General features: G+C 36.8%; 26 protein-coding genes and 3 tRNA genes. 23 read left to right on the top strand and 6 right to left on the bottom strand.

Features of this window, described 5'->3' with window-relative positions; translation table 11 throughout:
* Window positions 1-113 precede the first annotated feature (113 nt).
* On the top strand, window positions 114-1,205 hold the full coding sequence (locus ACFIMQ_RS06530) for a COX15/CtaA family protein (protein ID WP_375616625.1): 1,092 nt from the start codon (window positions 114-116) through the stop codon (window positions 1,203-1,205).
* A 21-nt stretch (window positions 1,206-1,226) separates the two neighbouring features.
* Here the strand turns inward: ACFIMQ_RS06530 and argC are convergent, their stop codons facing one another.
* Complete coding sequence (gene argC / locus ACFIMQ_RS06525) at window positions 1,227-2,159, bottom strand: N-acetyl-gamma-glutamyl-phosphate reductase (protein ID WP_375616626.1); 933 nt, start codon at window positions 2,157-2,159, stop codon at window positions 1,227-1,229.
* A gap of 325 nt (window positions 2,160-2,484) precedes the next feature.
* Here argC and glyA point away from each other — a divergent pair, with 325 nt between their 5' ends.
* The 6 genes from glyA (at window position 2,485) to nusB (ending at window position 7,023) form a co-directional block, all read left to right on the top strand.
* Complete coding sequence (gene glyA, locus ACFIMQ_RS06520; protein ID WP_375703634.1) at window positions 2,485-3,798, top strand: serine hydroxymethyltransferase; 1,314 nt, start codon at window positions 2,485-2,487, stop codon at window positions 3,796-3,798.
* Window positions 3,799-3,811: 13 nt separating this feature from the next.
* Complete coding sequence (gene nrdR / locus ACFIMQ_RS06515; protein ID WP_375616628.1) at window positions 3,812-4,294, top strand: transcriptional regulator NrdR; 483 nt, start codon at window positions 3,812-3,814, stop codon at window positions 4,292-4,294.
* Window positions 4,287-5,414 (top strand): bifunctional diaminohydroxyphosphoribosylaminopyrimidine deaminase/5-amino-6-(5-phosphoribosylamino)uracil reductase RibD, encoded by a 1,128-nt coding sequence (ribD, locus tag ACFIMQ_RS06510; RefSeq protein WP_375703633.1) that lies wholly within the window; start codon window positions 4,287-4,289, stop codon window positions 5,412-5,414. The genes nrdR and ribD overlap by 8 nt, the downstream gene beginning before the upstream one ends.
* Window positions 5,396-6,013, top strand: a complete 618-nt coding sequence (locus ACFIMQ_RS06505) for a riboflavin synthase (RefSeq protein ID WP_375703632.1) — start codon at window positions 5,396-5,398, stop codon at window positions 6,011-6,013. The genes ribD and ACFIMQ_RS06505 overlap by 19 nt, the downstream gene beginning before the upstream one ends.
* An 81-nt stretch (window positions 6,014-6,094) precedes the next feature.
* Window positions 6,095-6,550 carry a 6,7-dimethyl-8-ribityllumazine synthase gene (locus tag ACFIMQ_RS06500; protein ID WP_375703631.1) on the top strand — a complete coding sequence of 152 codons (456 nt, stop codon included), beginning with the start codon at window positions 6,095-6,097 and terminating at the stop codon, window positions 6,548-6,550.
* Window positions 6,551-6,552: 2 nt separating this feature from the next.
* The gene (gene nusB / locus ACFIMQ_RS06495) at window positions 6,553-7,023 is read left to right on the top strand and encodes a transcription antitermination factor NusB (protein ID WP_375616634.1); all 471 of its coding nucleotides are present in this window, start codon (window positions 6,553-6,555) and stop codon (window positions 7,021-7,023) included.
* Between the two features lie 76 nt (window positions 7,024-7,099).
* Here the strand turns inward: nusB and ACFIMQ_RS06490 are convergent, their stop codons facing one another.
* A complete protein-coding gene (locus ACFIMQ_RS06490; RefSeq protein WP_375616654.1) occupies window positions 7,100-7,579 on the bottom strand; it encodes an outer membrane protein assembly factor BamE in 480 nt (159 codons plus the stop codon).
* A gap of 225 nt (window positions 7,580-7,804) precedes the next feature.
* Here ACFIMQ_RS06490 and ACFIMQ_RS06485 point away from each other — a divergent pair, with 225 nt between their 5' ends.
* From ACFIMQ_RS06485 to ACFIMQ_RS06465, 5 genes are all read left to right on the top strand, one after another.
* The gene (locus ACFIMQ_RS06485; protein ID WP_375616635.1) at window positions 7,805-8,362 is read left to right on the top strand and encodes a DUF177 domain-containing protein; all 558 of its coding nucleotides are present in this window, start codon (window positions 7,805-7,807) and stop codon (window positions 8,360-8,362) included.
* A 155-nt stretch (window positions 8,363-8,517) separates the two neighbouring features.
* Window positions 8,518-9,588, top strand: a complete 1,071-nt coding sequence (gene plsX / locus ACFIMQ_RS06480; protein WP_375703630.1) for a phosphate acyltransferase PlsX — start codon at window positions 8,518-8,520, stop codon at window positions 9,586-9,588.
* Between the two features lie 48 nt (window positions 9,589-9,636).
* Complete coding sequence (locus ACFIMQ_RS06475; RefSeq protein WP_375616638.1) at window positions 9,637-10,611, top strand: beta-ketoacyl-ACP synthase III; 975 nt, start codon at window positions 9,637-9,639, stop codon at window positions 10,609-10,611.
* 77 nt (window positions 10,612-10,688) lie between these two features.
* Entirely contained in the window at window positions 10,689-11,012 is a 324-nt protein-coding gene (locus tag ACFIMQ_RS06470; protein WP_375616639.1) for an integration host factor subunit alpha, read from the top strand.
* A gap of 144 nt (window positions 11,013-11,156) precedes the next feature.
* Window positions 11,157-11,660: a MerR family transcriptional regulator gene (locus ACFIMQ_RS06465; RefSeq protein ID WP_375616640.1), complete on the top strand. Its 504-nt coding sequence runs from the start codon at window positions 11,157-11,159 to the stop codon at window positions 11,658-11,660.
* A 1,102-nt stretch (window positions 11,661-12,762) separates the two neighbouring features.
* On the opposite strand, the gene thrS is transcribed toward ACFIMQ_RS06465, so the two are convergent.
* The 3 genes from thrS to ACFIMQ_RS06450 form a co-directional block, all read right to left on the bottom strand.
* Window positions 12,763-14,739: a threonine--tRNA ligase gene (thrS, locus tag ACFIMQ_RS06460; protein ID WP_375703629.1), complete on the bottom strand. Its 1,977-nt coding sequence runs from the start codon at window positions 14,737-14,739 to the stop codon at window positions 12,763-12,765.
* A gap of 114 nt (window positions 14,740-14,853) precedes the next feature.
* Window positions 14,854-15,204, bottom strand: coding sequence for a membrane protein insertion efficiency factor YidD (gene yidD, locus ACFIMQ_RS06455; RefSeq protein ID WP_375616642.1), 351 nt, complete (start codon window positions 15,202-15,204; stop codon window positions 14,854-14,856).
* Window positions 15,205-15,633 carry an iron-sulfur cluster assembly scaffold protein gene (locus ACFIMQ_RS06450; protein WP_375616643.1) on the bottom strand — a complete coding sequence of 143 codons (429 nt, stop codon included), beginning with the start codon at window positions 15,631-15,633 and terminating at the stop codon, window positions 15,205-15,207. It abuts the gene before it with no gap.
* A 125-nt stretch (window positions 15,634-15,758) separates the two neighbouring features.
* Between ACFIMQ_RS06450 and folE the strand changes: the two genes are divergently transcribed.
* The 4 genes from folE to ACFIMQ_RS06430 all read left to right on the top strand — a co-directional run bounded on the left by folE (window position 15,759) and on the right by ACFIMQ_RS06430 (window position 18,615).
* Window positions 15,759-16,379, top strand: coding sequence for a GTP cyclohydrolase I FolE (gene folE, locus ACFIMQ_RS06445; RefSeq protein ID WP_375703628.1), 621 nt, complete (start codon window positions 15,759-15,761; stop codon window positions 16,377-16,379).
* 139 nt (window positions 16,380-16,518) lie between these two features.
* A tRNA-Leu gene (locus ACFIMQ_RS06440) sits at window positions 16,519-16,603 on the top strand.
* A 185-nt stretch (window positions 16,604-16,788) separates the two neighbouring features.
* A complete protein-coding gene (locus tag ACFIMQ_RS06435; RefSeq protein WP_375703627.1) occupies window positions 16,789-17,973 on the top strand; it encodes an alpha/beta hydrolase in 1,185 nt (394 codons plus the stop codon).
* 135 nt (window positions 17,974-18,108) lie between these two features.
* Window positions 18,109-18,615 (top strand): hypothetical protein, encoded by a 507-nt coding sequence (locus ACFIMQ_RS06430; protein WP_375608289.1) that lies wholly within the window; start codon window positions 18,109-18,111, stop codon window positions 18,613-18,615.
* Between the two features lie 1,058 nt (window positions 18,616-19,673).
* Here the strand turns inward: ACFIMQ_RS06430 and ACFIMQ_RS06425 are convergent.
* Window positions 19,674-19,749, bottom strand: a tRNA-Val gene (locus ACFIMQ_RS06425).
* A 174-nt stretch (window positions 19,750-19,923) separates the two neighbouring features.
* On the opposite strand from ACFIMQ_RS06425, the gene ACFIMQ_RS06420 reads away from it, so the two are divergent.
* From ACFIMQ_RS06420 to nuoF, 7 genes are all read left to right on the top strand, one after another.
* Window positions 19,924-20,000: transfer RNA gene (locus tag ACFIMQ_RS06420), tRNA-Asp, on the top strand.
* 300 nt (window positions 20,001-20,300) lie between these two features.
* Window positions 20,301-20,666, top strand: coding sequence for an NADH-quinone oxidoreductase subunit A (locus ACFIMQ_RS06415; RefSeq protein WP_375608288.1), 366 nt, complete (start codon window positions 20,301-20,303; stop codon window positions 20,664-20,666).
* Complete coding sequence (locus ACFIMQ_RS06410; RefSeq protein WP_375616292.1) at window positions 20,657-21,238, top strand: NuoB/complex I 20 kDa subunit family protein; 582 nt, start codon at window positions 20,657-20,659, stop codon at window positions 21,236-21,238. The genes ACFIMQ_RS06415 and ACFIMQ_RS06410 overlap by 10 nt, the downstream gene beginning before the upstream one ends.
* A 17-nt stretch (window positions 21,239-21,255) precedes the next feature.
* A complete protein-coding gene (locus ACFIMQ_RS06405) occupies window positions 21,256-21,864 on the top strand; it encodes an NADH-quinone oxidoreductase subunit C (protein WP_375703638.1) in 609 nt (202 codons plus the stop codon).
* Between the two features lie 101 nt (window positions 21,865-21,965).
* Window positions 21,966-23,156 carry an NADH-quinone oxidoreductase subunit D gene (locus tag ACFIMQ_RS06400; protein ID WP_375616291.1) on the top strand — a complete coding sequence of 397 codons (1,191 nt, stop codon included), beginning with the start codon at window positions 21,966-21,968 and terminating at the stop codon, window positions 23,154-23,156.
* Window positions 23,156-23,827 carry an NADH-quinone oxidoreductase subunit NuoE gene (nuoE, locus tag ACFIMQ_RS06395; protein WP_375703626.1) on the top strand — a complete coding sequence of 224 codons (672 nt, stop codon included), beginning with the start codon at window positions 23,156-23,158 and terminating at the stop codon, window positions 23,825-23,827. Before ACFIMQ_RS06400 ends, nuoE begins: the two co-directional genes overlap by 1 nt.
* Window positions 23,828-23,970: 143 nt before the next feature.
* Window positions 23,971-25,278, top strand: coding sequence for an NADH-quinone oxidoreductase subunit NuoF (nuoF, locus tag ACFIMQ_RS06390; RefSeq protein ID WP_375703625.1), 1,308 nt, complete (start codon window positions 23,971-23,973; stop codon window positions 25,276-25,278).
* Window positions 25,279-25,287 lie beyond the last annotated feature (9 nt).

Below are 25,287 nucleotides of genomic sequence, written 5' to 3'. Positions count from 1 at the left end.
GAAATATGTATCATATGCTATAGTGGTACGCTTGTTTTTTGCTGAAGTTATAGTACATACTAAAATATAAAGATTTAATGTTAATTTTAAAATCATTGTAGTTGGAGAGAAGCGTGGGGCAATCAGAGATGGCAGTAAAGAGATTAAACAATAACTTTTTAACACCTGTGCAAAAGAGAAATCGAAAGCAAATTCAGGTGTGGCTTTATTCTGTTTTATTACTTTGCTTGGCCATTGTTTTAGTGGGGGGAGCAACTCGTTTGACAGGATCAGGATTATCGATAACGGAATGGAAGCCAATACACGGTATTATCCCACCGATAGGGGTTGATCAATGGCAAGAGGAATTTTTAAAATATCAACAGATAGCACAATATAAGCTTCTTAATCGTGATATGACCTTAAGTGCTTTTAAGATCATTTTTTGGTGGGAATGGGCGCATCGTGTTCTCGGGCGTCTAGTTGGTCTTGTTGCTTTATTAGGGCTCATTTGGTTTTGGGCAACTAAACGTATTGAAAAAAATATTTTACTCCAGCTTATCATTGTACCAGTCCTTATTGCTTTTCAAGGTTTTATTGGTTGGTGGATGGTCGCTTCAGGGATTGGGCAGAGTAATTTAACAAGTGTGAGCCAATATCGTTTGGCATTTCATCTTATAACAGCATGTTTTGTGATTATTTTTGTTACTTATTTATCTCGAGGACTTGCAGAATATTCAGAAAAACCAGCAAATCAAAAGGTGCAATATTTTGCGGCATGGCTCGTTATTCTCGTCTTGATAGAAATTTATTTGGGTGCTTTAGTTGCAGGGCTTCATGCTGGAAAAGTCTATAATACATGGCCTCTTATGGATGGTCAGATTATTCCTGATGGATTATTGCAGCATAATCCTGTTTGGCTCAATTTATTCGAAAATCCTTTAACTGTTCAGTTTATTCATCGGTTTTTTGCTTATTTTTTATTGATTGCCGCGGCTATTCATGCTTTCTATGTACAAAAAAGTGTTCCCCATTCAACTCACTCTCGTCGTGCATTTCTTATCTGCGTTATGATTATTATCCAAGCACTTTTAGGTATCTTGACACTGTTACATGAGGTTCCAATAAGTTTGGGGCTCATTCATCAAAGTATGGCATTGGTCGTGTTGTGTTTTGCAGTTGCGCATTGGCGAGCTACAAAAGGAGCATATCATGCTATTGAATAAAAGCTTGTATCCAGATAAAGTTTAGTTGCCTGAAAGCATTAAATCGAGGTTTTGTACAGCAGCGGCTGATGCACCTTTTCCTAAATTATCGAATAGGGCACATAAATTAAAAATGCCTTCGCGATCATTGCCAAATACGAACAGTTTCATACCATCTTTATTGGCTAAACATTCTGGATTAAGTCTTTGCAGTGAAGCGGTTTCTTCTTGTGATGCAACTGAAATGATGTTTTGTCCATCGTAATGGTTTGCAAGAATTTCGCGCAGATCAGAACAGTTTGCTGATTTTGTGAATAAATGGCGGTGCAGTGGAAGATTCACAATCATTCCCTGAGGAAAACGACCAACACTGGGTATAAAAAGTGGCGTTTGGTTGATTTGTCCATGAAGTTTAATTTCTGGCACATGTTTGTGTTCAAGATTGAGTCCATAGATAAAATAATTTTCCTGAATATTTTCTTGAGATTGATTTTCCATTTGTGTAATCAATTGTCTTCCACCACCAGTATAGCCGGAGATTGCATGAAGCGAGATGGGATAATAGGCGTCTAGCAATTCTGCTTCGCGAAGTGGGCGAATCAAGCTAATGGCACCGGTAGGATAACATCCAGGATTAGATACGTAATGAGCCGCTTGAATTCGTTTTTTTTGGCCTGCTGTCATTTCAGGAAAACCGTAAACCCAGTCTAGTGCAACACGGTGAGCTGTTGAGCTATCAATAATTCTAATGTTTTTATTTTTTTTAAGCCAATGAACGGTTTCGCGTGCAGCATCATCTGGAAGACACAAAATAGCAATATCGGCTTGATTAAGATACTCATGTCGCAGATGAACATTATGGCGATCTTTATGAGCAAGAGAGAGTAATTTTAAATCTGTACGCTTTTCTAAGCGTTTTTGTATTTGTAGTCCAGTTGTTCCATGTTCACCATCAATAAAAACTTTGGTTGCCATTCTTTTCTCTACTATATTCAGCTTTTCATATTATAAATTATTTTAAATCATTACCAACTTAAATAATAATTATTAAATTATTGAATTTCTTTAGATTATAGATATTTTTTGTAAAATGTGTAAACAAATAAGAGTGTAAAAAAAGAAATGTAATCTCATTTTTCACCGTTCTCGAGAGGGAAGTTTTTCGCTGTTTTTATAACAAAGAATAAGATAAATATTTGCCTCATTATTTTTGAGTGTAAGTAGTTTAAAATGTTTGGTTTGCATGGTTTGCTGTGTTATCGTTCCTTGACTTTATTTTTTTATGTTAGGAATGTGTTTTATGACTCAGCAAGAAAATGACGCACAAAAGCGCTTTTTTAATGATAATTTACAAACTGTTGATGGTGCAATCTTTGATGCAATTAGGGGAGAATTTGAGCGTCAACAACATGAAATTGAGTTGATTGCTTCAGAGAATATTGTTTCAAGAGCGGTTCTTGAAGCACAGGGGTCTGTTTTAACTAATAAATATGCAGAAGGTTATCCAAGAAAGCGCTACTATGGTGGGTGTCAATTTGTTGATGTCGTTGAAGATTTAGCTATTGAAAGGGCAAAACAGCTTTTCGGTGCTGCATTTGCGAATGTACAGCCTAATTCTGGTAGCCAAATGAATCAAGCTGTTTTTTTAGCTTTACTTCAGCCTGGTGACACATTTATGGGGTTGGATTTAAATGCTGGTGGTCACCTTACGCATGGTTCACCTGTTAATATGTCAGGAAAATGGTTTGATGTTGTTTCCTATGGTGTGCGTCAAGAAGATCAGATTATTGATATGGATGAGGTTGAGCGACTTGCAAAAGAACGTAAGCCAAAACTTATTATAGCAGGGGGCTCATCTTATCCTCGATTCTGGGATTGGGAAAAATTCCGTGAAATTGCAGATGAAATCGGTGCTCATTTACTCGTTGATATGTCTCATATTGCTGGTCTTGTTGCTGGTGGCGTGCATCCTTCACCTGTTCCACATGCGCATATTGTAACAACAACAACACATAAATCGCTTCGAGGTCCTCGTGGTGGTTTAATATTGACAAATGATGAGGCTTTATCCAGAAAAATTAATTCTGCAATTTTTCCTGGTCTTCAAGGTGGTCCTTTAATGCATGTGATTGCCGCAAAGGCTGTTGCATTTGAGGAGGCTTTGCGTCCCTCTTTCAAGAGTTACAGTGCCAATGTTGTCGCTAATGCGAAAACTTTAGCAAAAATATTACAGAATAATGGTTTTAATATTGTTTCTGGCGGTACAGATAATCATTTATTGTTGGTTGATTTACGTTCCAAAAATCTAACAGGTAAACGTGCTGAATTGGCTTTAGGACGCGCTCATATTACCTGCAATAAAAATGGTATTCCTTTTGACCCTGAAACGCCATCTATAACGTCGGGAATTCGTTTGGGATCACCTGCTACTACAACGCGTGGTTTTCTAGAAAAAGAGTTTATTCAAGTTGGTCATTTGATTTCAGAAGTTCTTGATGGTCTTCGGAACGCAAAAAGTGATGAAGATAATCATGCTGTTGAAATGGCTGTTAAGAAAAAGGTGGAAGATATAACAAATCAATTTCCTCTTTACTCTTATCTCAGCACTTGTTAAGGATATAAAAGAGATGCGTTGTCCTTATTGTCAATATGAGGATACACAGGTTAAAGACTCGCGTCCTGCAGAAGAGGGGGCAGTGATTCGACGACGCCGTGTTTGTTCTGTTTGCGCTGGTCGCTTTACAACTTTTGAACGTGTTCAGTTGCGTGAGCTTTTGGTCGCTAAAAAAAGTGGACGATGTGAGCCATTTGATCGTGACAAATTAATGCGATCGGTTGATGTGGCTGTGCGTAAGCGTAATATTGATCCTGATCATATTGAACGAGCAATTTCTGGCATTGTACGTCAACTTGAGAGTTTGGGGGAACCAGAAATTGCTTCAGAAAAAATTGGACATCTTGTAATGGAAGCATTAAAAAAAATCGATGATATTGCTTATATCCGTTTTGCTTCTGTATATAGGGATTTTCGTAATGCAAGCGATTTTCACGATGTTATAGATGAGTTGTCAAAGGGTATAGCGGATACAGAATCTCGTTTTGATGAATAAAAAAGTGCAAGATGAGCGGTTTATGGCTGCTGCTATCCGTTTAGCAGAGCGTCATGTTGGTCTTACAGGTGAGAATCCTTCGGTTGGTACATTAATTGTGCGAAACGATAATGGTGGAGGGGCTTTTATTGTTGGCTATGGTGTAACAGCTATTCATGGGAGTCCTCATGCGGAAGTGCAAGCTTTACACATGGCAGGTTCTTTGGCTCAAGGAGCTACTGCTTATGTTACATTAGAACCTTGTGCGCATTATGGAAAAACTTCGCCGTGTGTGAATGCACTTATTGATTCAGGTGTTTCTCGAGTTGTTGTTGCGCTGACTGATTGTGACAAGCGTGTTGATGGTCATGGTATTGCTCTTTTGCGAGCGGCGGGTATTGAAGTGGTTGAGGGCATTTTAGCTGAAGAGGCTTTTGAATCCTTATGGACGCATTGGTGCATAAGAAAGATACAACGCTGTGCGGTCACTTTTAAAATGGCAATTTCTGCAGATAATGGTGTTGGAAAAAAAGAGAAGGGCAGCGTAAAAATTAGTGGAACACTTTCTCATGCCCATACGCATATTCTACGTGCTCAAAATAATGCTATCCTCGTTGGTATTGGAACTATACTCGCAGATGATCCACAACTCAATTGCCGCTTGCCAGGGATGGAGATGCGCTCACCAATTCGTATTATTTTGGATGCAGATTTATCTATCCCCCTTGATGCAAAAGTTGTTCAAACAGCAATAAAAATCCCTACATGGGTTATTTGTGATGTAGATCTTTCAAAGAAAAGCAAAAAAAATGCATTGGAGCAATATGGTGTGTCTGTTTATTCGGTCGAGATGAACAATGGTGGTATAGAACCCTTTGCTCTTCTACAAATGCTTTATAAACATGGGATTAATAGTGTTTTATTGGAAGGGGGCGTCAAGACGGGGGAAAAATTTTTGAATGCTGGTTGTGTTGATCATTTGATATGTTTTCATACCCCCATTGTTTTAGGAAAAAATCGTATTGAAGCCCCTCATTTTGGAAATTATCTTTCGCAGTTTCATGAGATTGAAACAAGAATGTTTGGAAATGACCGTTTTTATAAGTGGAGACGTAAAACATTATGTTCACAGGAATTATAACGGATATTGGTTGTGTTGAAGATGTTCAACCTTTAAAGCAGGGGATGCGTTTAAAGATTTCTACACGCTATGCTATAGAAAGTTTAGCAATTGGCGCATCAATTGCTTGTTCAGGAATTTGTCTGACAATTGTAGAGCGAGGATTAAAGCAAGAAGATTCCAATTGGTTTGTTGTCGAGGCGTGGGAAGAAACATTACGTTTAACGAATCTTTCACAATGGACAACAGGAACTTTTGTTAATTTAGAACGTTCGCTTCGATTGGGAGATGAAATGGGAGGGCATTTAGTTTCTGGTCATATTGATGGTTTGGCTGAAATCATTGATCAAAAAAATGAAGGGGATGCAATTCGTTTTTATTTAAAAGTTTCAAGACAATTTATGCCTTTCATTGTTAACAAGGGATCTATTGCACTTAATGGGACATCTTTGACTGTTAATGGTGTTGAGGATTGTGTTTTTGATGTTCTTATTATTCGCCACACACTCGAAATGACAACGTGGGGACAAGCTAAAATTGGAAATTTAATCAATTTGGAAATTGATCAACTTTCTCGTTATGCTGCTAAGCTTCTTACTTTAAAAATGAAAGATGAATAAGCCAAAACTCTATTGATCATTTTCAGAATTTTATACCTTATAACCTTAATTTTTTTGATTCGTTTTTTGTGGAATCCCATTATGATGAAAGAGATACGTAAAAAGCCTCACGTATTGATTGTTGAAGCACGTTTTTATGACAAAATTTCTGATGCGCTTTTGAAAGGTGCTGTAACTGCTTTGCAAAAAGCTGAAGCAAGTTATGATATTGTAACGGTTCCTGGGGCATTAGAAATACCAAGTGCAATAGCTTTTGCTGAACACAATGAGACATCTTATGATGGTTATGTTGCACTTGGTTGTGTTATTCGGGGTGAAACATATCACTTTGAAATTGTTGCCAATGATTCTTGTCGTGCATTGATGGATTTAACTGTTCATAAGCACTTGGCTATTGGAAATGGTATTTTGACTGTTGAAAACGAAGAGCAAGCATGGATGCGCGCAAAACAAGATAACAAAAATAAAGGTGGTTTTGCAGCTGAAGCTGCTTTATGTATGATCGCTCTAAAAAAGAGATTTGGAGATAATCGTTAAATATGGCTGATATAAAAAGCAGACATTTTCCGCGTTCAGCCAATAAACGTGGAGCAGCAAGACTTGCTGCAGTTCAAGCACTCTATCAAATGGATATCGTGGGTTCGGGGGTGATGGAAACGGCAGCTGAGTATGAGGCTTATCGTCTGGGAAAAGATATTGATGGAGACCAGTATCTTGAAGCTGATTTTCAATGGTTTTTGGCGATTATAACGGGTGTTGTAAAAGATCAAAAGCAGCTTGATCCTCTACTTCATCAACAGCTTTCCGCAGAGTGGTCTCTTTCACGTCTTGATTCTATCTTACGCGCAATTTTACGAGCAGGTTTATGGGAGTTGATCAACCGTAAAGATGTCCCTATTGCAGTTGTTATGAATGAATATGTTGATATAGCAAAGGCGTTTTTTGAGGGTGAAGAGCCCAAACTTGTTAACGCAGTTCTCGATAGTATGGCAAAAAAAATCCGACTCTAAGAGTTACAATCTTTTATATTATGAGACCTGACAATAATCAAATCTCATAATATTAAAACGATATGTAAACTATATTTTAGTTATTGGTTGGTAGATTCGCAGGACCTTTTATAATTTGAATTAAGAAAGGGTGTTCTTTTGTTACGGTTGGTGTTGTTTTCGTAATGAAATCAAAAACTTGACCGTCTTTTAGACCGTAGTTAGAAACTTTTACAACTTGATTATTTGTATTGAAGTAAATGGCTAAAACTTTGCGATCAATGATCTTTGTTTTCATAAACTGCATCCCACGGTATCGTGTCTGTGAGATATAATAAAAAACTTCATTATCATATTTTGTTTTTAATGAAGGAGTTCCTAAAGTTAAAAGAACTTGCTCTTGACTTGAGCCAATAGAAATAGAACTCAGAGCATCTTTATCCAGAATATAGCCTTCTCTATAAATTTGACTTGAACCTGAAGAATCAAGAAGACTACAACCGGCAAGTATTATTATATTTATTATTGAGAGACCAACCAATAACTGACGTTTGATTAAGACCATGAAGTGAGGCATTTGAAACAATGACATCTCCTTTTTATACTTAGATGTTAAGACAAGAAGGCAATCTCAAGTTTTTTCTAATTTTAGCTTAATCTACCGTAGCTTACATTGAGTTTCCCTGTTATAAAACAAATTATGCCATATAGAATTTCTTTAGAAAAGAAAAAAATGAATGAAATGTACTTGAGATAAATAAAAGTACAGTACTTGGTATGTTTTTGTGGTTGGGAGTTGTCAATGAATGCTCAAAATGTTTCTCAAATGACATGTGCTTTGGCTTATCCAATATCTGTACGTTCTCTCCCTGCTAAAGGTATAAGAGTTCATCTTTGTGCAAACAAAAGGGAATGTATACATTTAGCTCAGAACCATGATTTGATTGAAGTGAAATTCTGTGAGGGAAAATTCCATATTTTTCCGTGGAAAAAACGTGGCGTTCGTATAAAAGGTCTGTTGCAAGCACGTATACTACAGTTATGTGTTGTTACATTAGAACCTTTAGAAAATATTCTCCGTGAAAATATTGACGTTGTTTTTGTTCCTGAAGATTCAAATTTGATAAAACCCAAAATATCAGAAGGGACTGGAGAATTATTTTTAGATGTGGAAGGGCTTGATACTCCGGAAGTATTTTATAATGATAAAATTGATATTGGTGCAATCATGGAAGAGTTTTTTGAGTTGTCTATTAATCATTATCCACGTAAAGAGGGGATAAAGATGCATGTGGTTGAAAATTTAGAAGAAGCAGAGCAAAAACTCTCGCCATTTTCTGTTTTGAAAAATTGGAAGTAATTGTAAAAACATAAAAAAATTATCTATTGTATGCTATGATAAAAACGGTATTTTCCGCGGAGCTATTTTCGCAAGATATGTTTTGTGAGTATTCAGAAGCCAAAAATCATAATATACGTTTAAAAATGTAAATAAAAGATGTGGGATATGCAAGCGTGATTAGAATTTCTGTGGATGTTATGGGTGGTGATTACGGTCCAGAAGCAGCTATTGCAGGAGCAGCAATTGTACAAAAATATTTGTCAAATATTTATTTTCTGTTTTATGGGATAGAAGAGGTCGTTAAGCCAGTTTTAAAAAAATATCCCTCTTTGGATTCTGTCTCGCGCTTTTATCCCACAGAAAGTTATACACGCATGGATGAAAAGCCAAGCCAAGCACTTCGTAATGGACGTGGTAAATCATCAATGTGGTATGCTATTGAAGCGATAAAAAATGGTGAAGCTGATGCTTGCGTTTCTGCTGGTAATACGGGGGCGTTGATGGCCATGTCTTATTTTTGTTTAAAAATGCTAGCAGAAGCTGAACGTCCTGGGATTGCGGGTATCTGGCCAACACTTCGCAGTGAGAGTATCGTTTTAGATATTGGGGCAACAATTGGTGCGTCTGCTCGTCAGTTGGTGGATTTGGCGGTTATGGGAGCGGGTATGTTTCGCGCTTTGTATCACACTGAAAAACCAAGCGTTGGGCTTTTAAATGTGGGGGTGGAAGAGGTTAAAGGACTTTACGAAATAAAAAAAGCAGGAATGATATTACGTGAAGTACAATTAGAAGGATTGGAATATAAAGGATTTGTTGAGGGCAATGACATTGGGAAAGGAACAGTAGATGTTGTTGTAACCGAAGGGTTTTCTGGTAATATTGCTTTAAAAACCGCAGAGGGAACCGCGCGACAGATAGGAGAGATTTTAAATTCTGCATTGCGCAGTTCTTTTTTAACATCTCTTGGTTATTTTTTATCGCGGGGAGCCTTTCGTACACTGAAACATAAAATGGATCCCGATAGGGTGAATGGAGGAGTACTTTTAGGCTTGAATGGTGTTGTCATCAAAAGTCATGGCAGTGCTAATGCTAATGGTTTTGCTTCTGCTATCCGAGTTGGTTATGAGATGGTTAATAACGGACTTTTACAAAAAATAACTGCTGATTTACGGCGATTTCATGAAAATAAAGGAACACTTTTTGATCAAGAAGAAGAAGCAGTGATGAATGGAGAGTCCTTATGATAAGCTCTTATAATAGAAATGAAAAGTCTGAAAAAAGGTGAGAGCTGAATGATTCGATCAATTATACGTGGTGTAGGAAGCGCTTTGCCGAAAAGAAGTTTGTCAAATGATGAGATTGCAAAGTTTGTTGAAACATCAGATTCATGGATTGTTCAGCGTACAGGAATACATCAACGTTATATTGCCAATGAAAATGAAACAACCGTTTCTTTAGGAGTCGAAGCTGCGCAAGCAGCTCTTATAAATGCTGGTCTTACAATAAAGGATATTGATTGTATTATTTTAGCAACCTCAACACCAAATCGTACTTTTCCTGCTTCTGCTGTTGAAATTCAGTATGCTTTGGGAATGAGTCATGGATTTGCTTTTGATATTCAAGCTGTTTGCTCTGGTTTTATTTTTGCTTTAACAACAGGAGATGCTTATATACAGTGTGGAGCAGCTAAAAGAATTTTAGTTATTGGATCCGATACATTTTCTCGGATTTTAGATTGGGAAGATCGTACGACGTGCGTTTTGTTTGGTGATGGTGCGGGAGCTGCTATTTTGGAAGCACAAGAAGTTGAAGGGGGGATTGCTTTTGAGCGTGGTATATTATCTGCAAAACTACGTTCTGATGGTGCTTATATAGATAAGCTGTATGTTGATGGTGGACCTTCAACAACACAAACAACAGGCTATTTGCGTATGGAAGGACGAGAAGTCTTTAAATATGCTGTTGGTATGATAACGGATGTGGTTGATGATTGTTTTGCAGATGCAGGTATGAATTCTTCACAACTAGATTGGTTTGTACCTCACCAAGCTAATAAGCGCATTATTGAAGCATCTGCTAAAAAACTAGGAATTTCACCAGATAAAGTTGTAATTACCGTTGATCAACATGGTAATACATCTGCAGCATCAGTTCCTTTGGCATTAACAACAGCTATTTGCGACGGAAGAATAAAAAAAGGAGATCTTATTATGTTAGAAGCTATGGGAGGTGGATTTACATGGGGAGCAATTCTTATTCGTTGGTAAATTATAGTTACTTGACCATGTTCGAATAAAACGTATAAGTCATTTTGTAATTTTTAATATTTAAATAGGTGGTTATAATGACAAGTAAGACAGTAACGCGTGCAGATTTAGCGAGCGTAGTTTGCAAAAGAGTGGGCTTGTCACATACTGAATCAGCAGCTTTGGTCGAATTGGTTTTGGATGAGATTTGCAACTCACTTGTAAGAGGTGAGGCTGTTAAACTCTCTTCTTTTGCAACTTTTCAGGTGCGCAGTAAAAATGAACGTGTTGGGCGCAATCCAAAAACAGGTGTTGAAGCGCCTATTCCGCCACGACGTGTTGTAACATTTAAGGCTGCAAATGTACTTAAACAGAGAGTTTTAGATTCGCATCGTGCAAGACAAAAAAATAGTATATCATAAATAAACGTGTGATAATGTTTGGTGTTTATTTAAAAATTTATAAACATAAGATATGGTCCTATTTTTGACTAATCTTGTTGAGAAATTGAAACGTAATGAATCATTATCAAATCATTTTTCGTGTTTTAGATAAGGTGTTGAAAAATGGATAAAAGCTCTGATGCTTTTCGCACAATTAGCGAAGTAGCCGAGTTGTTGGAGCTTCCGCAGCATGTCTTGAGATTCTGGGAAACACGTTTTAGGCAGATTAAACCAATGAAACGTGGAGGAGGAAGACGCTATTATCGTCCGGTCGATGTTGATTTACTCAATGGTATTAAGCAGTTATTATATGATCAAGGTTATACAATAAAAGGTGTGCAGCGTCTTTTGAAAGAAAATGGGGTTGCTTTTGTAACTGCTTTTGGGAATGGCGATCTTGACACCATGAATATTGTCATAGAAAAAAAACACGTAAGACAAACTTTCGAAAATACTAGCAATAAGCCTAAAAAATCTTCTTTTGGGCTTTTGAGTTTCATGAGGAATGAGGGAGAAGCATCTGTTGGTTCTGTGAATCTTTACAAAGATAAAACCGATAAAGCATTGTTGCAAGAAATACTGTTTGAACTCATTGAATGTAAGCGTGTTCTTGATAGAGCACGATAATGTTTTTTATTTATGTTCGCTTATTTTTTAGTAAAATATGCGTTTTGAAAGTTTCTTTATAAATCAATATAGCGTCTAGCGCAGTCATATATCGTAGATATTAAACATTTTATAATGTGTGCCTCGAGCTTTATATGTTAAACAAGCATAATGTACCATATGTATCTATTTGACGAATTTTTTTATAAGAATTTTAGATTTGGTACAATATGAAGAGGGAAAAGAATTAACGCTGAATTTTGCAATTTTCTTTTGATTTAGCTTTATAACTCTTAGGGAAGTTAAAATAACATTTAGTCAGTGGAAATCGCGAAATTCATAACGCTATTGTGTTTCCAATTCACACACTTGTTTTAAAGAGATATTTTTGAAAGCATCTAAGCCCATTTTGCGATGCTTTCTTGTGAATAGTATAACGGTAAATCCATTGAGCACCAACATTTTTACGCTTGTAAAAAGAGCAAGCTGGTATCATCATTATATTTAGCTCGCTTTCAATGTTTGCAAAAAAACTTGGCTCTTGAGACGGTTTATTATAGGTATTTTTTAGTCCTTTTTTAAATAATTGCCATACACTCATCCCGCTTGTCACGTACAAGTGAAAAATTTTGATTGATGCAACACAAAAGATTTGAAATGAGAGTATCCTATGATAGTCGAGATTCTTATTTAATATGAATAATAGTATATATTATTATAAATCAATATGTTGTCTTTTTTTGATAAGACTATACTTTATGAATAAGATACATTATCATTCAACTAGTTTACATATTTATTAATAAATATAATCTTGTTTCCAGTTTTATTTCTTGATGTTGCTATAATTCGTAATGATTTATCTATGATAATAGCACCATCTTTCTATTATAAAGCTAAGAGATTAATGCTAGCAATTGGTATTTATTAATATTCAATTGTCTAAGATTTTTGCATTTAAACGGCTTATAATTCTTACATTCAACTTTTACTCATCCGCTTTGTAGAGTGTGATCACATGATCTTTTCTGATGATAGGTAATTATGTATAAAACCCAAAAACACGACAGTATCAAATCGTTTTATTTTGTATAAAAATTGATATCTTACCATCTTCTGTGATTTATATATTTATTACACGTTGCAAATCTGGAGGTGTTGCCTCATTTGAGAGTTGTTTAATCACATCTTCTATAGATAAAAAGGTTTGATTCGTACTTCCTAAGCGGCGCATATTTACGCTGTCTGTTTCAGCTTCACGTTTGCCGCATACCAAAATTACGGGAACTTTTTGTAAAGAATGTTCTCGTATTTTATAGTTAATTTTTTCATTGCGGAGATCTGTTGTTGCTGAAAGCCCAATAGCTTTAAGTTTTGCTGTTATTTTTTGGGCATATTCATTTGCTTCAGATGTAATTGTTGCAACAACAACTTGTTCAGGAGCAAGCCAAAGTGGCATATGTCCAGCAAAATTTTCGATTAATATACCAAGGAAACGCTCCATTGATCCAAAAATAGCACGGTGGATCATAACAGGTTGACGTTTTTCTGAATCCTTATCAATATAGAATGCACCAAAACGTTCAGGGAGATTAAAATCTATTTGTGTTGTTCCACATTGCCATTCACGACCGATAGCATCCTTTAATGTATATTCAAATTTTGGACCATAAAATGCTCCTTCACCTGGAAGGATGCTTGTTTTGATTTGTCCTGCAAATTTTGTTTCAATCGTTTTCAGGACAGATTCCATAATGCTTTCCGCATGATCCCATAATGCATCAGATCCAACTCGTTTTTCTGGACGAGTTGAAAGCTTAAGACTGATTTCTTTAAAACCAAAATCAGCATAAGTTGATAAAATAAGATCATTAATATTGAGACATTCATCAGCTAATTGTTCATCAGTGCAAAAAATATGCGCATCATCTTGTGTAAAACCACGCACACGCATAAGACCATGTAAAGAGCCTGATGGCTCATAACGGTGAACAAGACCAAACTCAGCAAGTCTAATAGGCAAATCACGATAAGATTTTAAACCATGTTTAAAAATTTGCACATGACCAGGGCAATTCATTGGTTTAAGAGCATAAACATTCCCATGATCTGAATCTTCTGCTGCTGGAATTGCTTTGAACATGTTCTCCTTATACCAGCCCCAATGGCCAGATATTTCCCAAAGTGACCTATCGAGAACTTGTGGCGCATTAACTTCAGCATATTGATGATCATCAAGGCGTCTACGCATATAGTTGATCAAATTTTGGAACATTTTCCAGCCTTTTTTGTGCCAAAAAATCATTCCTGGTCCTTCTTCTTGAAAATGAAATAAGCCCATTTCACGTCCCAAGCGGCGATGATCACGCTTTTCAGCTTCTTCTAGCATATGTAGGTAGGATTTTAAGTCATTTTCATTTGCAAATGCTGTTCCATAAATTCTCGTAAGCATCCGATTATTGGCATCGCCACGCCAATAAGCGCCTGCAACTTTCATTAATTTGAAAGCATTTCCAATTTGGCCTGTAGATTGCATGTGCGGTCCGCGGCAAAGATCAAACCACTCTCCTTGATAATAGATTTTTAAATCTTGATCTTCAGGAATGCTATCAATAAGTTCAACTTTATAAAATTCCTTTTTCTCAGAAAAAATTTTTCTTGCTTTTTCACGAGACCAAATTTCTTTCCTAAAAGATTTATTGCGTTGGATAATTTCACGCATTTTTTTTTCAATGACGGTAAGATCATCTAATGTAAAAGGTTGTTGGCGTGCAAAATCATAATAGAATCCATTCTCAATCACAGGACCTATTGTCACTTGCGTTTCAGGAAAGAGTTCTTGCACTGCTTCAGCAAGAACATGGGCGCAATCATGTCTTATAAGCTCAAGGGCACGTGAATCTTCTCGGGTAATAATCTCTACTTGACCAGATTGTCCCAATGAATCCGATAGATCTCGCATGATGCCATTAAGACTATAGGCAACTGCTTTTTTTGCTAATGATTTAGAAATAGATTCTGCTAATTCCAAACCTGTCATTTCGGCGGGGTAATTACGTTTTGAACCATCAGGAAAAGAAAGAGAAATAGAGCAAGACATAAAAACACCCTTTAAATCCAATTCCGCCAACGATTGCGGATGGTTTTTCGTGAAAACTAAGTAAAAAGCTTATAGACTAATTTTTCTATCAGTACATATAAAAAAAGAAAAGGATTATTTATTGTGTTTGTCAGAAATTTTCCAGTAACGCCAAGGTTTATAAAAACAGCAAGAATTTCCAAGTGATGGAGAGACTGGATCAAAGCCAGCTGTTCCAAAGGGTCCACAACGCATGATACGAAAAAATCCCATCCATGCACCAGCCCAAAGCCCATGGCGTGCAATCGCTTCATATGTATATTCTGAACAAGTTGGGGCATGGCGACACTGATTGCCTATAAGACTCGAAAGTGTTATTTGATAGAGACGTATTAAGCAAATGCCCAATAATCGTCCGGGTGTTTTTTGCCAAGTGCCAGTGTAATTTCGAGTCAATTTTTTTTGTCGAGATTGCGATTTGAACATTTATTTTTCTTCAATTTTTTGAATACAATCTATCGTTGCCTCAAAGGGCAGTAGTGTTGCTGCATGGCGCACTTTATAGTCTTTAATGGGCTGTAAGCAAGAAAAATCCTCAAAGGGAGCTTGAGGAGAAGGACCATCTTGCGTTAGCATTTGATAGATAATTTCACGCAACATTTTAAGATCTTGTGTTGTTTTTCCGATGATATGAGATGCTAAAAGTGAAGCCGAAGCCTGCCCTAGTAGGCATGCGTGTATTTCATGGGCAAAATCCGTAATAATATCATTTTTTACTTTTAAATCTACGATAATTGTTGAACCGCAAAGGTGTGTATGTTTCCTTGATGTTGCATCAGGATTATTAAGGCGCCCAATTTTGCTTATATGTGCTGCATATTCAATTATTTTATCATTATAGATATTATCAATCATGCGCTATTGCCTGAAATTTTGAGAGCTGTGATTGTTTAAACTTTTAATTCGCTTATATAGAGATTATACAAAATGAAATAGATATTTAGCAAATGCTTTGTAGAGAGTAGGCTTGGAGTTTTTGAATGCGTAATGTTGTTAAAGAAGGTTCAAAGGATTCTTTTTTATCTGAAGAAAAGCGTCCTAATATTGAAGAGGTAGAAGAAGCGATTCGTACATTACTCTTATGGGTAGGGGAAAATCCAAGTAGAGAAGGGCTTTTAGATACACCAAGACGTATGGCTAAGGCATATCGCGAGCTTTTTAATGGTTATAGTCAATCAGTTGAAGAAACTTTAGGCACGGTTTTTGAAGAGGTTTCAGGATACAATGAATCGGTAATCGTAAAAAATATACCTTTTTATTCACACTGTGAGCATCATATGATCCCAATTATCGGGAAAGCGCACATAGCGTATCTTCCTAATACAAAAGTCGTTGGCCTTTCAAAAATTGCACGTGTTGTAGATATTTTTTCTCGTCGTTTACAAACACAAGAAGCTATGACAGCGCAGGTAGCTCACGCTTTAAAAACGTATCTAAAACCCCTTGGTGTCGCAGTATTGATTGAGGCTGAGCACATGTGTATGACTATGAGAGGAATTCAAAAACAGGGGTCTACAACAATTACCAAAAACTTTCATGGTTCTTATGAAAAAGATCAAGCTGCACAAGCATATTTTATGACGATGGTTCAAAGATCATAGTAAAGCCCATATTTCTCGTAATCTTTATCAAGTTATAAATTGTCTGGATAAAATAAATTATGAGAAACAGAAAATTGGCTTGTACCTTTCTTGATGATTTGTTAAAGGCTGGAAACCAAAGTTTTTTGTTTCACCACGTGCGGTCGTGGCGGAATTGGTAGACGCGCAGCGTTGAGGTCGCTGTGGGGCAACCCGTGGAAGTTCGAGTCTTCTCGACCGCACCATTTGGCAATTAATCTCTGTAATGAGAGGAAATTGCGTAGAAAGAGAATGCCATTATAAAAAAATCTTTCTTTTTGTGCTATTTGTTGGTGTATTCCCAATAATGTTTCATTAATTTTTCATTTTTTATTACTTTAATCTGTGCATTCGAAATGTTATATTTTTTATAGGGTGGGATGGTGTTGCAGTGAAAAGTATAGTGGTTTTAAGATATTTAATACTTCTTATTTGTATTTCTTTATTATCAGCATGTAGCGATTCGCGTGCTGTACTTTGGCATGGTGTGCATGCAACTCCTTCTATGATTGCAGTAGAAAGGGAAGTTGAAGGAAACCCAATTTCTCCCAAAGCCATTGTTCCAGTATATGTTGCAACAAGTCGTATGATGCAAAATAATTACTCTCAACCTTATGGCATAGAGCGATCAAATAAAGTGCATTATAATCGTGTTGATGTAGGAATCCCCCAGCAACATGTAAAGGGAGTTGTTGAAATAAATGCGTATAAACCTACGCATGATAAATATTTTGCAGCAGTAGCATTACAAAAATACGATAATAAAGAACAGTTTAAGCAGCAATTAAATGCTGCTTTAGCAAAAAAGCCAAAAGGAAAAAGAGAAATTTTTCTTTTTATCCATGGATATAATAATAATTTTGCAGATGGTACATTTCGTACGGCGCAATTTACACACGATTATTCTTTAAATGTTGTCGCTGTGCATTATTCTTGGCCTTCTGCTGGATCAGTTCCTCTTTATATTTATGATCGTGACAGTGCTAATTTTGCCCGTGACGGATTAATAGAGCTTTTGACACTTATTAGTGAAACCAATGCTGATCAGATTTCGGTCATTGCACATTCTATGGGCAATTTTGTTATAATGGAGGCATTTAGAACTTTAGCCCTACAGGGAAAATATAAGCCTATTCATCGTATTACAAGTTTATTAATGGCTGCACCAGACATTGATGTTGATGTATTTGAACGCCAACTTAATGATATAAAAAAACTCCCACAGCCAACAGCTATTTTAGTATCCAGAGCGGATAAAGCTCTTGCTGTTTCAGGGCGTCTTACAGGTGGACATCATCGTGTGGGTGATGGCTCAGATATTGAAATGTTGCGTAAAAATGGAATAGCTGTTCTTGATTTCTCTCATGTAGATGGAGGAGCCCATAATGTCTTTGCATCTTCGCCAACATTGATGGCTCTTTCTCGAGAAGGTTCTTTGGCTTCAACAATTATGCAAGGTACAGAATTGTCACCTAGTCAAGCTCTTCTTGCTGATGGTAGTAGTGTGTTGGAGAAAACAACACATCTTATCCTTTATACACCTGTACGTTTTCTCTCTCCACGAATTCCACGTTGATAGTGAAAAGAGAAAAAAGGTTTCATCGAATAATGCATTAGAATAATATTTTTTAGCACTTTCTTTAGAATGCCTTTGTAAAATAAAAATAAATAGCGGAATGAATGTAAAAAACAGTCATTAGGTAAGTTTGTGATGAATGCACGAAAACGCTATGTCAATACCCCTACAGTTGTTGATTATTTATCTCATTCCGCAATTAAGTTGTTAGACATTCATACTATGCTTGTGAAGGTGAGAAAAGGTGATATGGGGGAAAAACCAAATTTATTGCGTCAAATTGATTCTACGAAACAACAATTAGATGAGATAAGCCATGCTCTTATTTTAGAATATCGTAAACGTCAAGAAAATGAACGCTTTTTAAAACAAATTCTGCTATCCATTTCCGATCAACTTTTTTCACTTAATAATGGTTTTAAGGAAACTGGGCGTCTTTTCTTTCAAGAAGTTAGAATACTTCAATCCCAGATGCAATGTTTATATGAGGGGAAGGAGAGGTTGCATTTATTGAATAGCCAAGAAGCTTTTTGTTCTCCATCAAAAATTGATGAAATCATTAAACAGTTACAAAAAGCGCGAGAAAAGCTTATTATTGAAAGCCCTCATCTCTTTGAGAAAAAAACAAAAGCTAAACAATAAAAGTTTTTTTAATTGAAAAGATAGATAATTTCACAAAAAAAACGCTGTTAGAAGACTATAGTCTTTTTAAAGAAAAGAATTTGCAATAATAAACAAGTCGCGTGTATTTGATAATCACACTTTTTATTGCATTAAAGCTTTAAGAGACTTTGGTTGTATCTTTGGTAAAGTTAAGCAGGGAAGACTTTATTAGCAAGAATCAGATTGTATAAAGAAGCGCAAGGACATATGATGTTTATATTTTTTATGTTCCGATAAAAATAAAGAAAAAATCTCAAATTAGAAATTAAAGGTGGATGAAAAGGCAAGTTAAGTAAAAGCAATTCAAGGTTATCAGCATCACTTGTAATGTCATCTCCTCAGGGTAAATATGCCATAAAAAAGTTGGAACAAAATATCAGTTTTTTTGCATGAGCTTGTATAAAGTTAACGATATCTTCCTTAAAAACTGTAATGATATTCGTTTTTGAAGAGAGATCACGAATTATCGCATTAAGATTAACAAACGTGAGTACACCAATATTTTTAACTTATATATCCTATTGTAGGATTTAAATTTTACGATGATATTAAACGTACTATGTAATAGATATTGTATATGCTTGACAATGTTTTTTGTATAGAGATAGTGTACAATATCTTCACACGTTTAAAATAATGACCAATAAAATCTAAAAATTAGCTGTATCTTTAGCATTTTTATTTTCTATAGAGATTGGCAAAAAATCTATTCCAATAAGGATGGAAGATAAGATACATAGAACTGTATACTTTACATCAAGATATAGCTTCTCTCTTAAGAAAAGCAATCTATTTTTGTCGAAAAAAACTTCACAATCAAGCCTTCTAATCTGTTGCAACATGAAACCGATGTTGCATTTATGAGACTTTTAAATGGTTTATCCCAAAAGAAACTAACAGACTTCAAGAAATATTAGAATCCATTTGCCGAGATCACGCTCTGTAGAAGCATGTTGCAAAATCTTATTCCCTCACTTTTATCTATGCATCCCTCATTCAAAGATATGCCAAAAACTTAATAGACATATAAAAGCATATGGTGGGCGATGAGAGACTCGAACTCCCGACATCCTCGGTGTAAACGAGGCGCTCTACCAGCTGAGCTAATCGCCCAATGCAATAATCAGCAACTGAATGAACCCTCTTTAAGGAAATTTTTTTCTAAACGCAAGAATAAAGATAGTATTTGATAATTTTTTTAAAAAATGCATAATCCTTCTTGACATAAACGAATGAACCCCTTACACGACCGCTTGTACCAAATAAATTAATTGGTTCAAAAAATGCGCGGGTGTAGCTCAGTTGGTTAGAGTGCTGGCCTGTCACGCCGGAGGTCGCGGGTTCGAGCCCCGTCACCCGCGCCATTTTCTATTTCCTCATAGGATTTTCTTTTTAAGATATCCTTGTACTGTAGGTTAGGTGGTAGAGTATTTGATTTAGGGGGGGGAAGTAAGTATATTTTTTCTTTTTATATGATTATAAGAATAGGACTTGCGTCTTTTTTTTCTCTGCGTTACCTATGCCAATAAGAAAAGTATCGCTCTGTATATCTTTGAAGCTGTATAAGCAGAGTCAATGAAGCGGTTATTAAGTTTGCCTGTTTGATTTCGCAATATTGAATAATTGTGTTAAGCTTAGGCATTTCGTTACGATGGAAGAGGGTTATGGCTTATTTATTGAGCTCTTATTTACCGGTCTTGATCTTTATTATTGTTTCAGCGGTTATTGCTGGAGCGTTGTTGATTATACCTTACATTGTAGCATATCGTTCCCCCGATCCTGAAAAGTTATCGGCTTATGAATGTGGGTTTAATTCATTTAGTGATGCTCGCATGAAGTTTGATATTCGTTTCTATTTGGTATCAATTTTATTTATTATTTTTGATCTTGAAGTTGCTTTTCTTTTTCCTTGGGCTGTTTCATTCAAATCGATAGGTGTGTTTGGCTTTTGGTCGATGATTGTATTTTTAGCGATTTTGACTATTGGATTCATATATGAATGGAAAAAAGGAGCTCTTGAATGGAATTAAGATCTAATCATTCAGCAATTACAGCTCCGAAACCAAAAGGAATCATTGATCCCAATACTGGTGAATTGATAGGATCTAACGATAAGTTTTTTCGTGATATTAATGCTGAATTATCAGATAAGGGTTTTTTAGTTACCTCGGCAGATGCTTTGATTACTTGGGCACGTACCGGTTCTTTAATGTGGATGAGTTTTGGTTTGGCTTGTTGTGCTGTCGAAATGATGCAATGTTCAATGCCTCATTATGATAATGAGCGTTTTGGATATGCACCACGAGCTTCTCCCCGTCAATCAGATGTGATGGTGGTGGCAGGTACTCTAACAAATAAGATGGCTCCTGCTTTAAGAAAAGTGTATGATCAGATGCCAGAGCCACGTTATGTGATTTCTATGGGATCATGTGCAAACGGCGGGGGATATTATCATTATTCCTATTCAGTGGTGCGTGGCTGTGATCGTATTGTGCCTGTCGATATTTATGTTCCAGGATGTCCACCGACAGCAGAGGCATTATTATACGGCATATTATTGTTACAGAAAAAAATCCGTCGTACCGGATCCATAGAGCGATAGAGAGTTTTTTTGTCATGATGAATGAATCATTGGTTGAACTTGCGGCTTATTTGGAAAATAAGTTAGGAAATAAGCTTGAAGAGACTGTTCTTGCTTTTGGTGAATTGACTATTGTGGCACGTCTTGATGCAATTATCGATGTCTTAATGTTTGTTCGTGATGATTCTCGCTGTCAATTTATTAATCTTACAGACATTAGTGGTGTGGATTATCCTTCTCGCGATAAGCGCTTTGATGTTTCTTACCAATTATTATCCCCTCGTGAGAATTTACGCTTACGTGTAAAAGTTCGTACGGATGAAAATACTCCCGTTGCTTCAGCTTGTACGGTTTATCCTGGCGCAGAGTGGTATGAACGTGAAACGTATGATATGTATGGGATTTTATTTTCAGGACATCCGGATTTAAGACGGATTTTAACAGATTATGGTTTTGAAGGATATCCTTTACGTAAAGACTTTCCTGTGACAGGATTTGTTGAATGCCGTTATGATAATGAAGCAAAGAGAGTGATTTATGAACCTGTTGTTTTACGCCAAGAGATGCGTAATTTTGATTTTCTTTCTCCTTGGGAAGGAGGACAATATATTTTACCATGTGATGAAAAAGCAGAGGGTAAAAAATGATATTGGTTTTGATAAGGCGCTCTATTAGAATAACGCATTTTTTTAATAATTAATGTTTTTAATATTTGATATGAAGTTTTTAAAAAAGCAAGGGGTTGATTGTGGCTGAGGTCAATGTTCGAAACTTTAATATCAATTTTGGTCCGCAACATCCTGCAGCGCATGGCGTTTTGCGCATGGTTCTAGAGTTGGACGGTGAAGTTGTTGAGCGTGTAGATCCACATATTGGATTATTGCATCGCGGTACCGAAAAATTAATGGAAACAAAGACCTATCTTCAAGCGGGTCCTTATCTAGATCGTTTAGATTATGTTGCTCCTATGAATCAGGAACACGCTTTTGTTCTTGCTATTGAAAAATTATTGGATATTGAAGTTCCTAAAAGGGGGCAACTAATACGTGTTTTATTTTGTGAAATTGGGCGTATTCTTAACCATTTGCTTAATGTAACGACACAGGCAATGGATGTTGGTGCTTTGACGCCTCCGCTTTGGGGGTTTGAGCAACGTGAAAGATTGATGATTTTTTATGAGCGTGCCTGTGGCGCTCGTCTTCATGCAAATTATTTTCGCCCCGGTGGTGTGCATCAGGATTTACCAGAATCTTTAGTTGAGGATATTGGTAATTTTATTGATTCATTTCTTGTTTCTCTTGGTAAACTTGATGCGCTTGTGACACCAAATCGGATTTTCAAACAGCGTAATGTAGATATTGGTGTCGTAAGTATTGATGAAGCTTGGGCACGTGGTTTTTCTGGAGTTATGATCCGTGGAGCTGGTGTGCCATGGGATTTGCGTAAAAGTCAGCCTTATGAATGTTATGATGAAATGGAATTTGATATTCCTATAGGTAAAAATAGTGATTGTTATGATCGCTATCTTATTCGTATGGAAGAAATGCGTCAATCAGCTAAAATTATGCGTCAATGCGTAGAACGGTTACTGGGGACTGAAAAGAATGGACCAGTTTCGAGTTTGGATCGCAAAATTGTACCACCAAAGCGGAGCGAAATGAAAAGCTCAATGGAGGCGCTGATTCATCACTTTAAACTCTATACGGAAGGGTTTCACACGCCCCCTGGAGAAGTGTATGTTGCTGTAGAGGCTCCAAAGGGTGAGTTTGGTGTTTATCTTGTTTCTGATGGAACCAATAAGCCTTATCGTGTCAAGTTGCGTGCTCCTGGATTTGCTCATCTCCAAGCTATGGATTTTTTAACTCGAGGCCATATGTTGGCAGATGCTACAGCTATTTTGGGTTCGATTGATATTGTTTTTGGGGAGGTTGATCGCTAATGTCCGTACGCCGTCTTGCAGATGATATCTATCAGCCCGCAGAGTTTTCTTTTACAAAAGAAAATCAAGTATGGGTAAAAAATACTATAGAAAAATATCCTGTCGGGCGTGAGCAATCGGCTGTCATTCCGTTATTAATGCGTGCGCAAGAGCAAGATGGTTGGGTGACACGTGCTGCGATTGAACATATCGCTCAAATTCTTTCTATGGCGTATATCCGTGTCTTAGAAGTTGCTACTTTTTATACTCAGTTTCAGCTTAAGCCTGTTGGAACAAAAGCGCATATTCAAGTTTGTGGGACAACACCTTGTATGTTACGTGGTTCTGATGAATTGATTAGAGTTTGTCAGAAAAAAATCCATCATGAACCTTTTACAACCAACCAGGATGGAACATTGTCATGGGAAGAGGTGGAGTGTCTTGGTGCTTGTGTTAATGCTCCCATGGTTATGATTTTTAAAGATACTTACGAAGATCTTACAGCTGAACGCCTTGAAGAGATTATAGATGCATTTGAGGCAGGAAAGGGTCCTGAGATAGCTGTTGGTCCGCAAAATAGTCGTAAATCGTCGGAGCCAATTAGTGGTTTAACATCTCTTCTTGATGATGAAGAAAAAAGTAAATCTCTCAAGGGATCAAAGAAAAAGGATAATAAGGGAATGGAATCTTAGTAAAATTCTTTTTTGAAAAGATATTCCATTATGTCACTCATTTATAACAACATTTGATTAAAAGTAGAAAGTTTCAAGATTTTTTTTAATTGCATTTGAGGAAAAGCTAAAAATGCTACGGGCAATAGAAAAAAAGGTGGGGTATGCTAGCTGATAAAGATCGTATCTTCACCAATATTTATGGTTTAAAAGACAAATCATTAAAGGCTGCGATGTCGCGTGGACATTGGAATGGTCTGAAAGGGATTATTGACAAAGGTCGTGATTGGATTATTGATGAGGTGAAGGCGTCGGGTTTACGCGGTCGTGGTGGTGCTGGTTTTTCTACCGGAATGAAATGGTCCTTTATGCCAAAGCATAGTGATGGGCGTCCTCATTATTTGGTTGTCAATGCTGATGAATCAGAGCCTGGGACATGTAAAGACCGTGATATTTTACGGCATGATCCCCATACTTTGATTGAAGGATGTGCAATCGCTACTTTTGCTATGGGAGCCAATGTTGCTTTTATTTATATTCGTGGTGAATATATTCGTGAGCGTGAAGCGCTACAAGCTGCCGTTGATGAATGTTATGATGCAGGTTTGCTTGGCAAAAAAACAAAATATGGGCATGCTTGCGATATTATCATTCATCATGGAGCTGGTGCTTATATTTGTGGTGAAGAAACAGCTCTTCTTGAAAGTCTTGAGGGAAAAAAGGGACAACCTCGGCTTAAACCACCATTTCCTGCCAATATGGGGATTTATGGCTGTCCAACAACAGTGAACAATGTAGAGTCCATTGCCGTTGTTCCAACAATTTTGCGGCGGGGAGCTTCGTGGTTTTCATCAATTGGGCGGGCGAATAATGTTGGCACGAAATTATTTATGGTTTCAGGGCATGTTAACGCCCCTTGTACATTTGAAGACGCTCTTGGTGTTTCATTCCGTGAATTAATTGAAAAACATACGGGTGGTATTCGTGGTGGATGGAATAATCTTTTAGCAGTTATTCCAGGGGGGGCTTCTTGTCCAGTTGTCCGTGGTGAGGATATGATCGATGCGATTATGGATTTTGATGGGATGCGAGATGTCGGGTCTTCTTTTGGCACAGGGGGAATGATTGTTATGGATAAATCAACCGATATTATCAAAGCAATTTGGCGTATAGCTGTTTTTTTTAAGCACGAGAGTTGTGGTCAGTGTACACCGTGTCGTGAGGGGACGGGTTGGATGATGCGTCTTTTAGGACGTATGGTTGAGGGAAGAGCGCAAAAACGCGAGATTGATCTTTTATTTGAGGTTTCTCAACAAGTTGAAGGGCATACTATCTGTGCTCTTGGCGATGCTGCAGCGTGGCCTGTACAAGGGCTGATTCGTAATTTCCGTCCAGAAATTGAACGTAGAATTGATGAATATACGCGAAATGTCGTCCAAAGAAAAAATATTGCTTTGGAAGTCGTGGGATAGAAAATTTTT

Origin of the sequence: Bartonella sp. AD13SXNS, assembly GCF_042196465.1 — a bacterium.
GTDB lineage: Bacteria > Pseudomonadota > Alphaproteobacteria > Rhizobiales > Rhizobiaceae > Bartonella.
The sequence above is the reverse complement of the archived record's forward strand: the minus strand, read 5'-3'. Positions and strand labels throughout refer to the sequence as shown.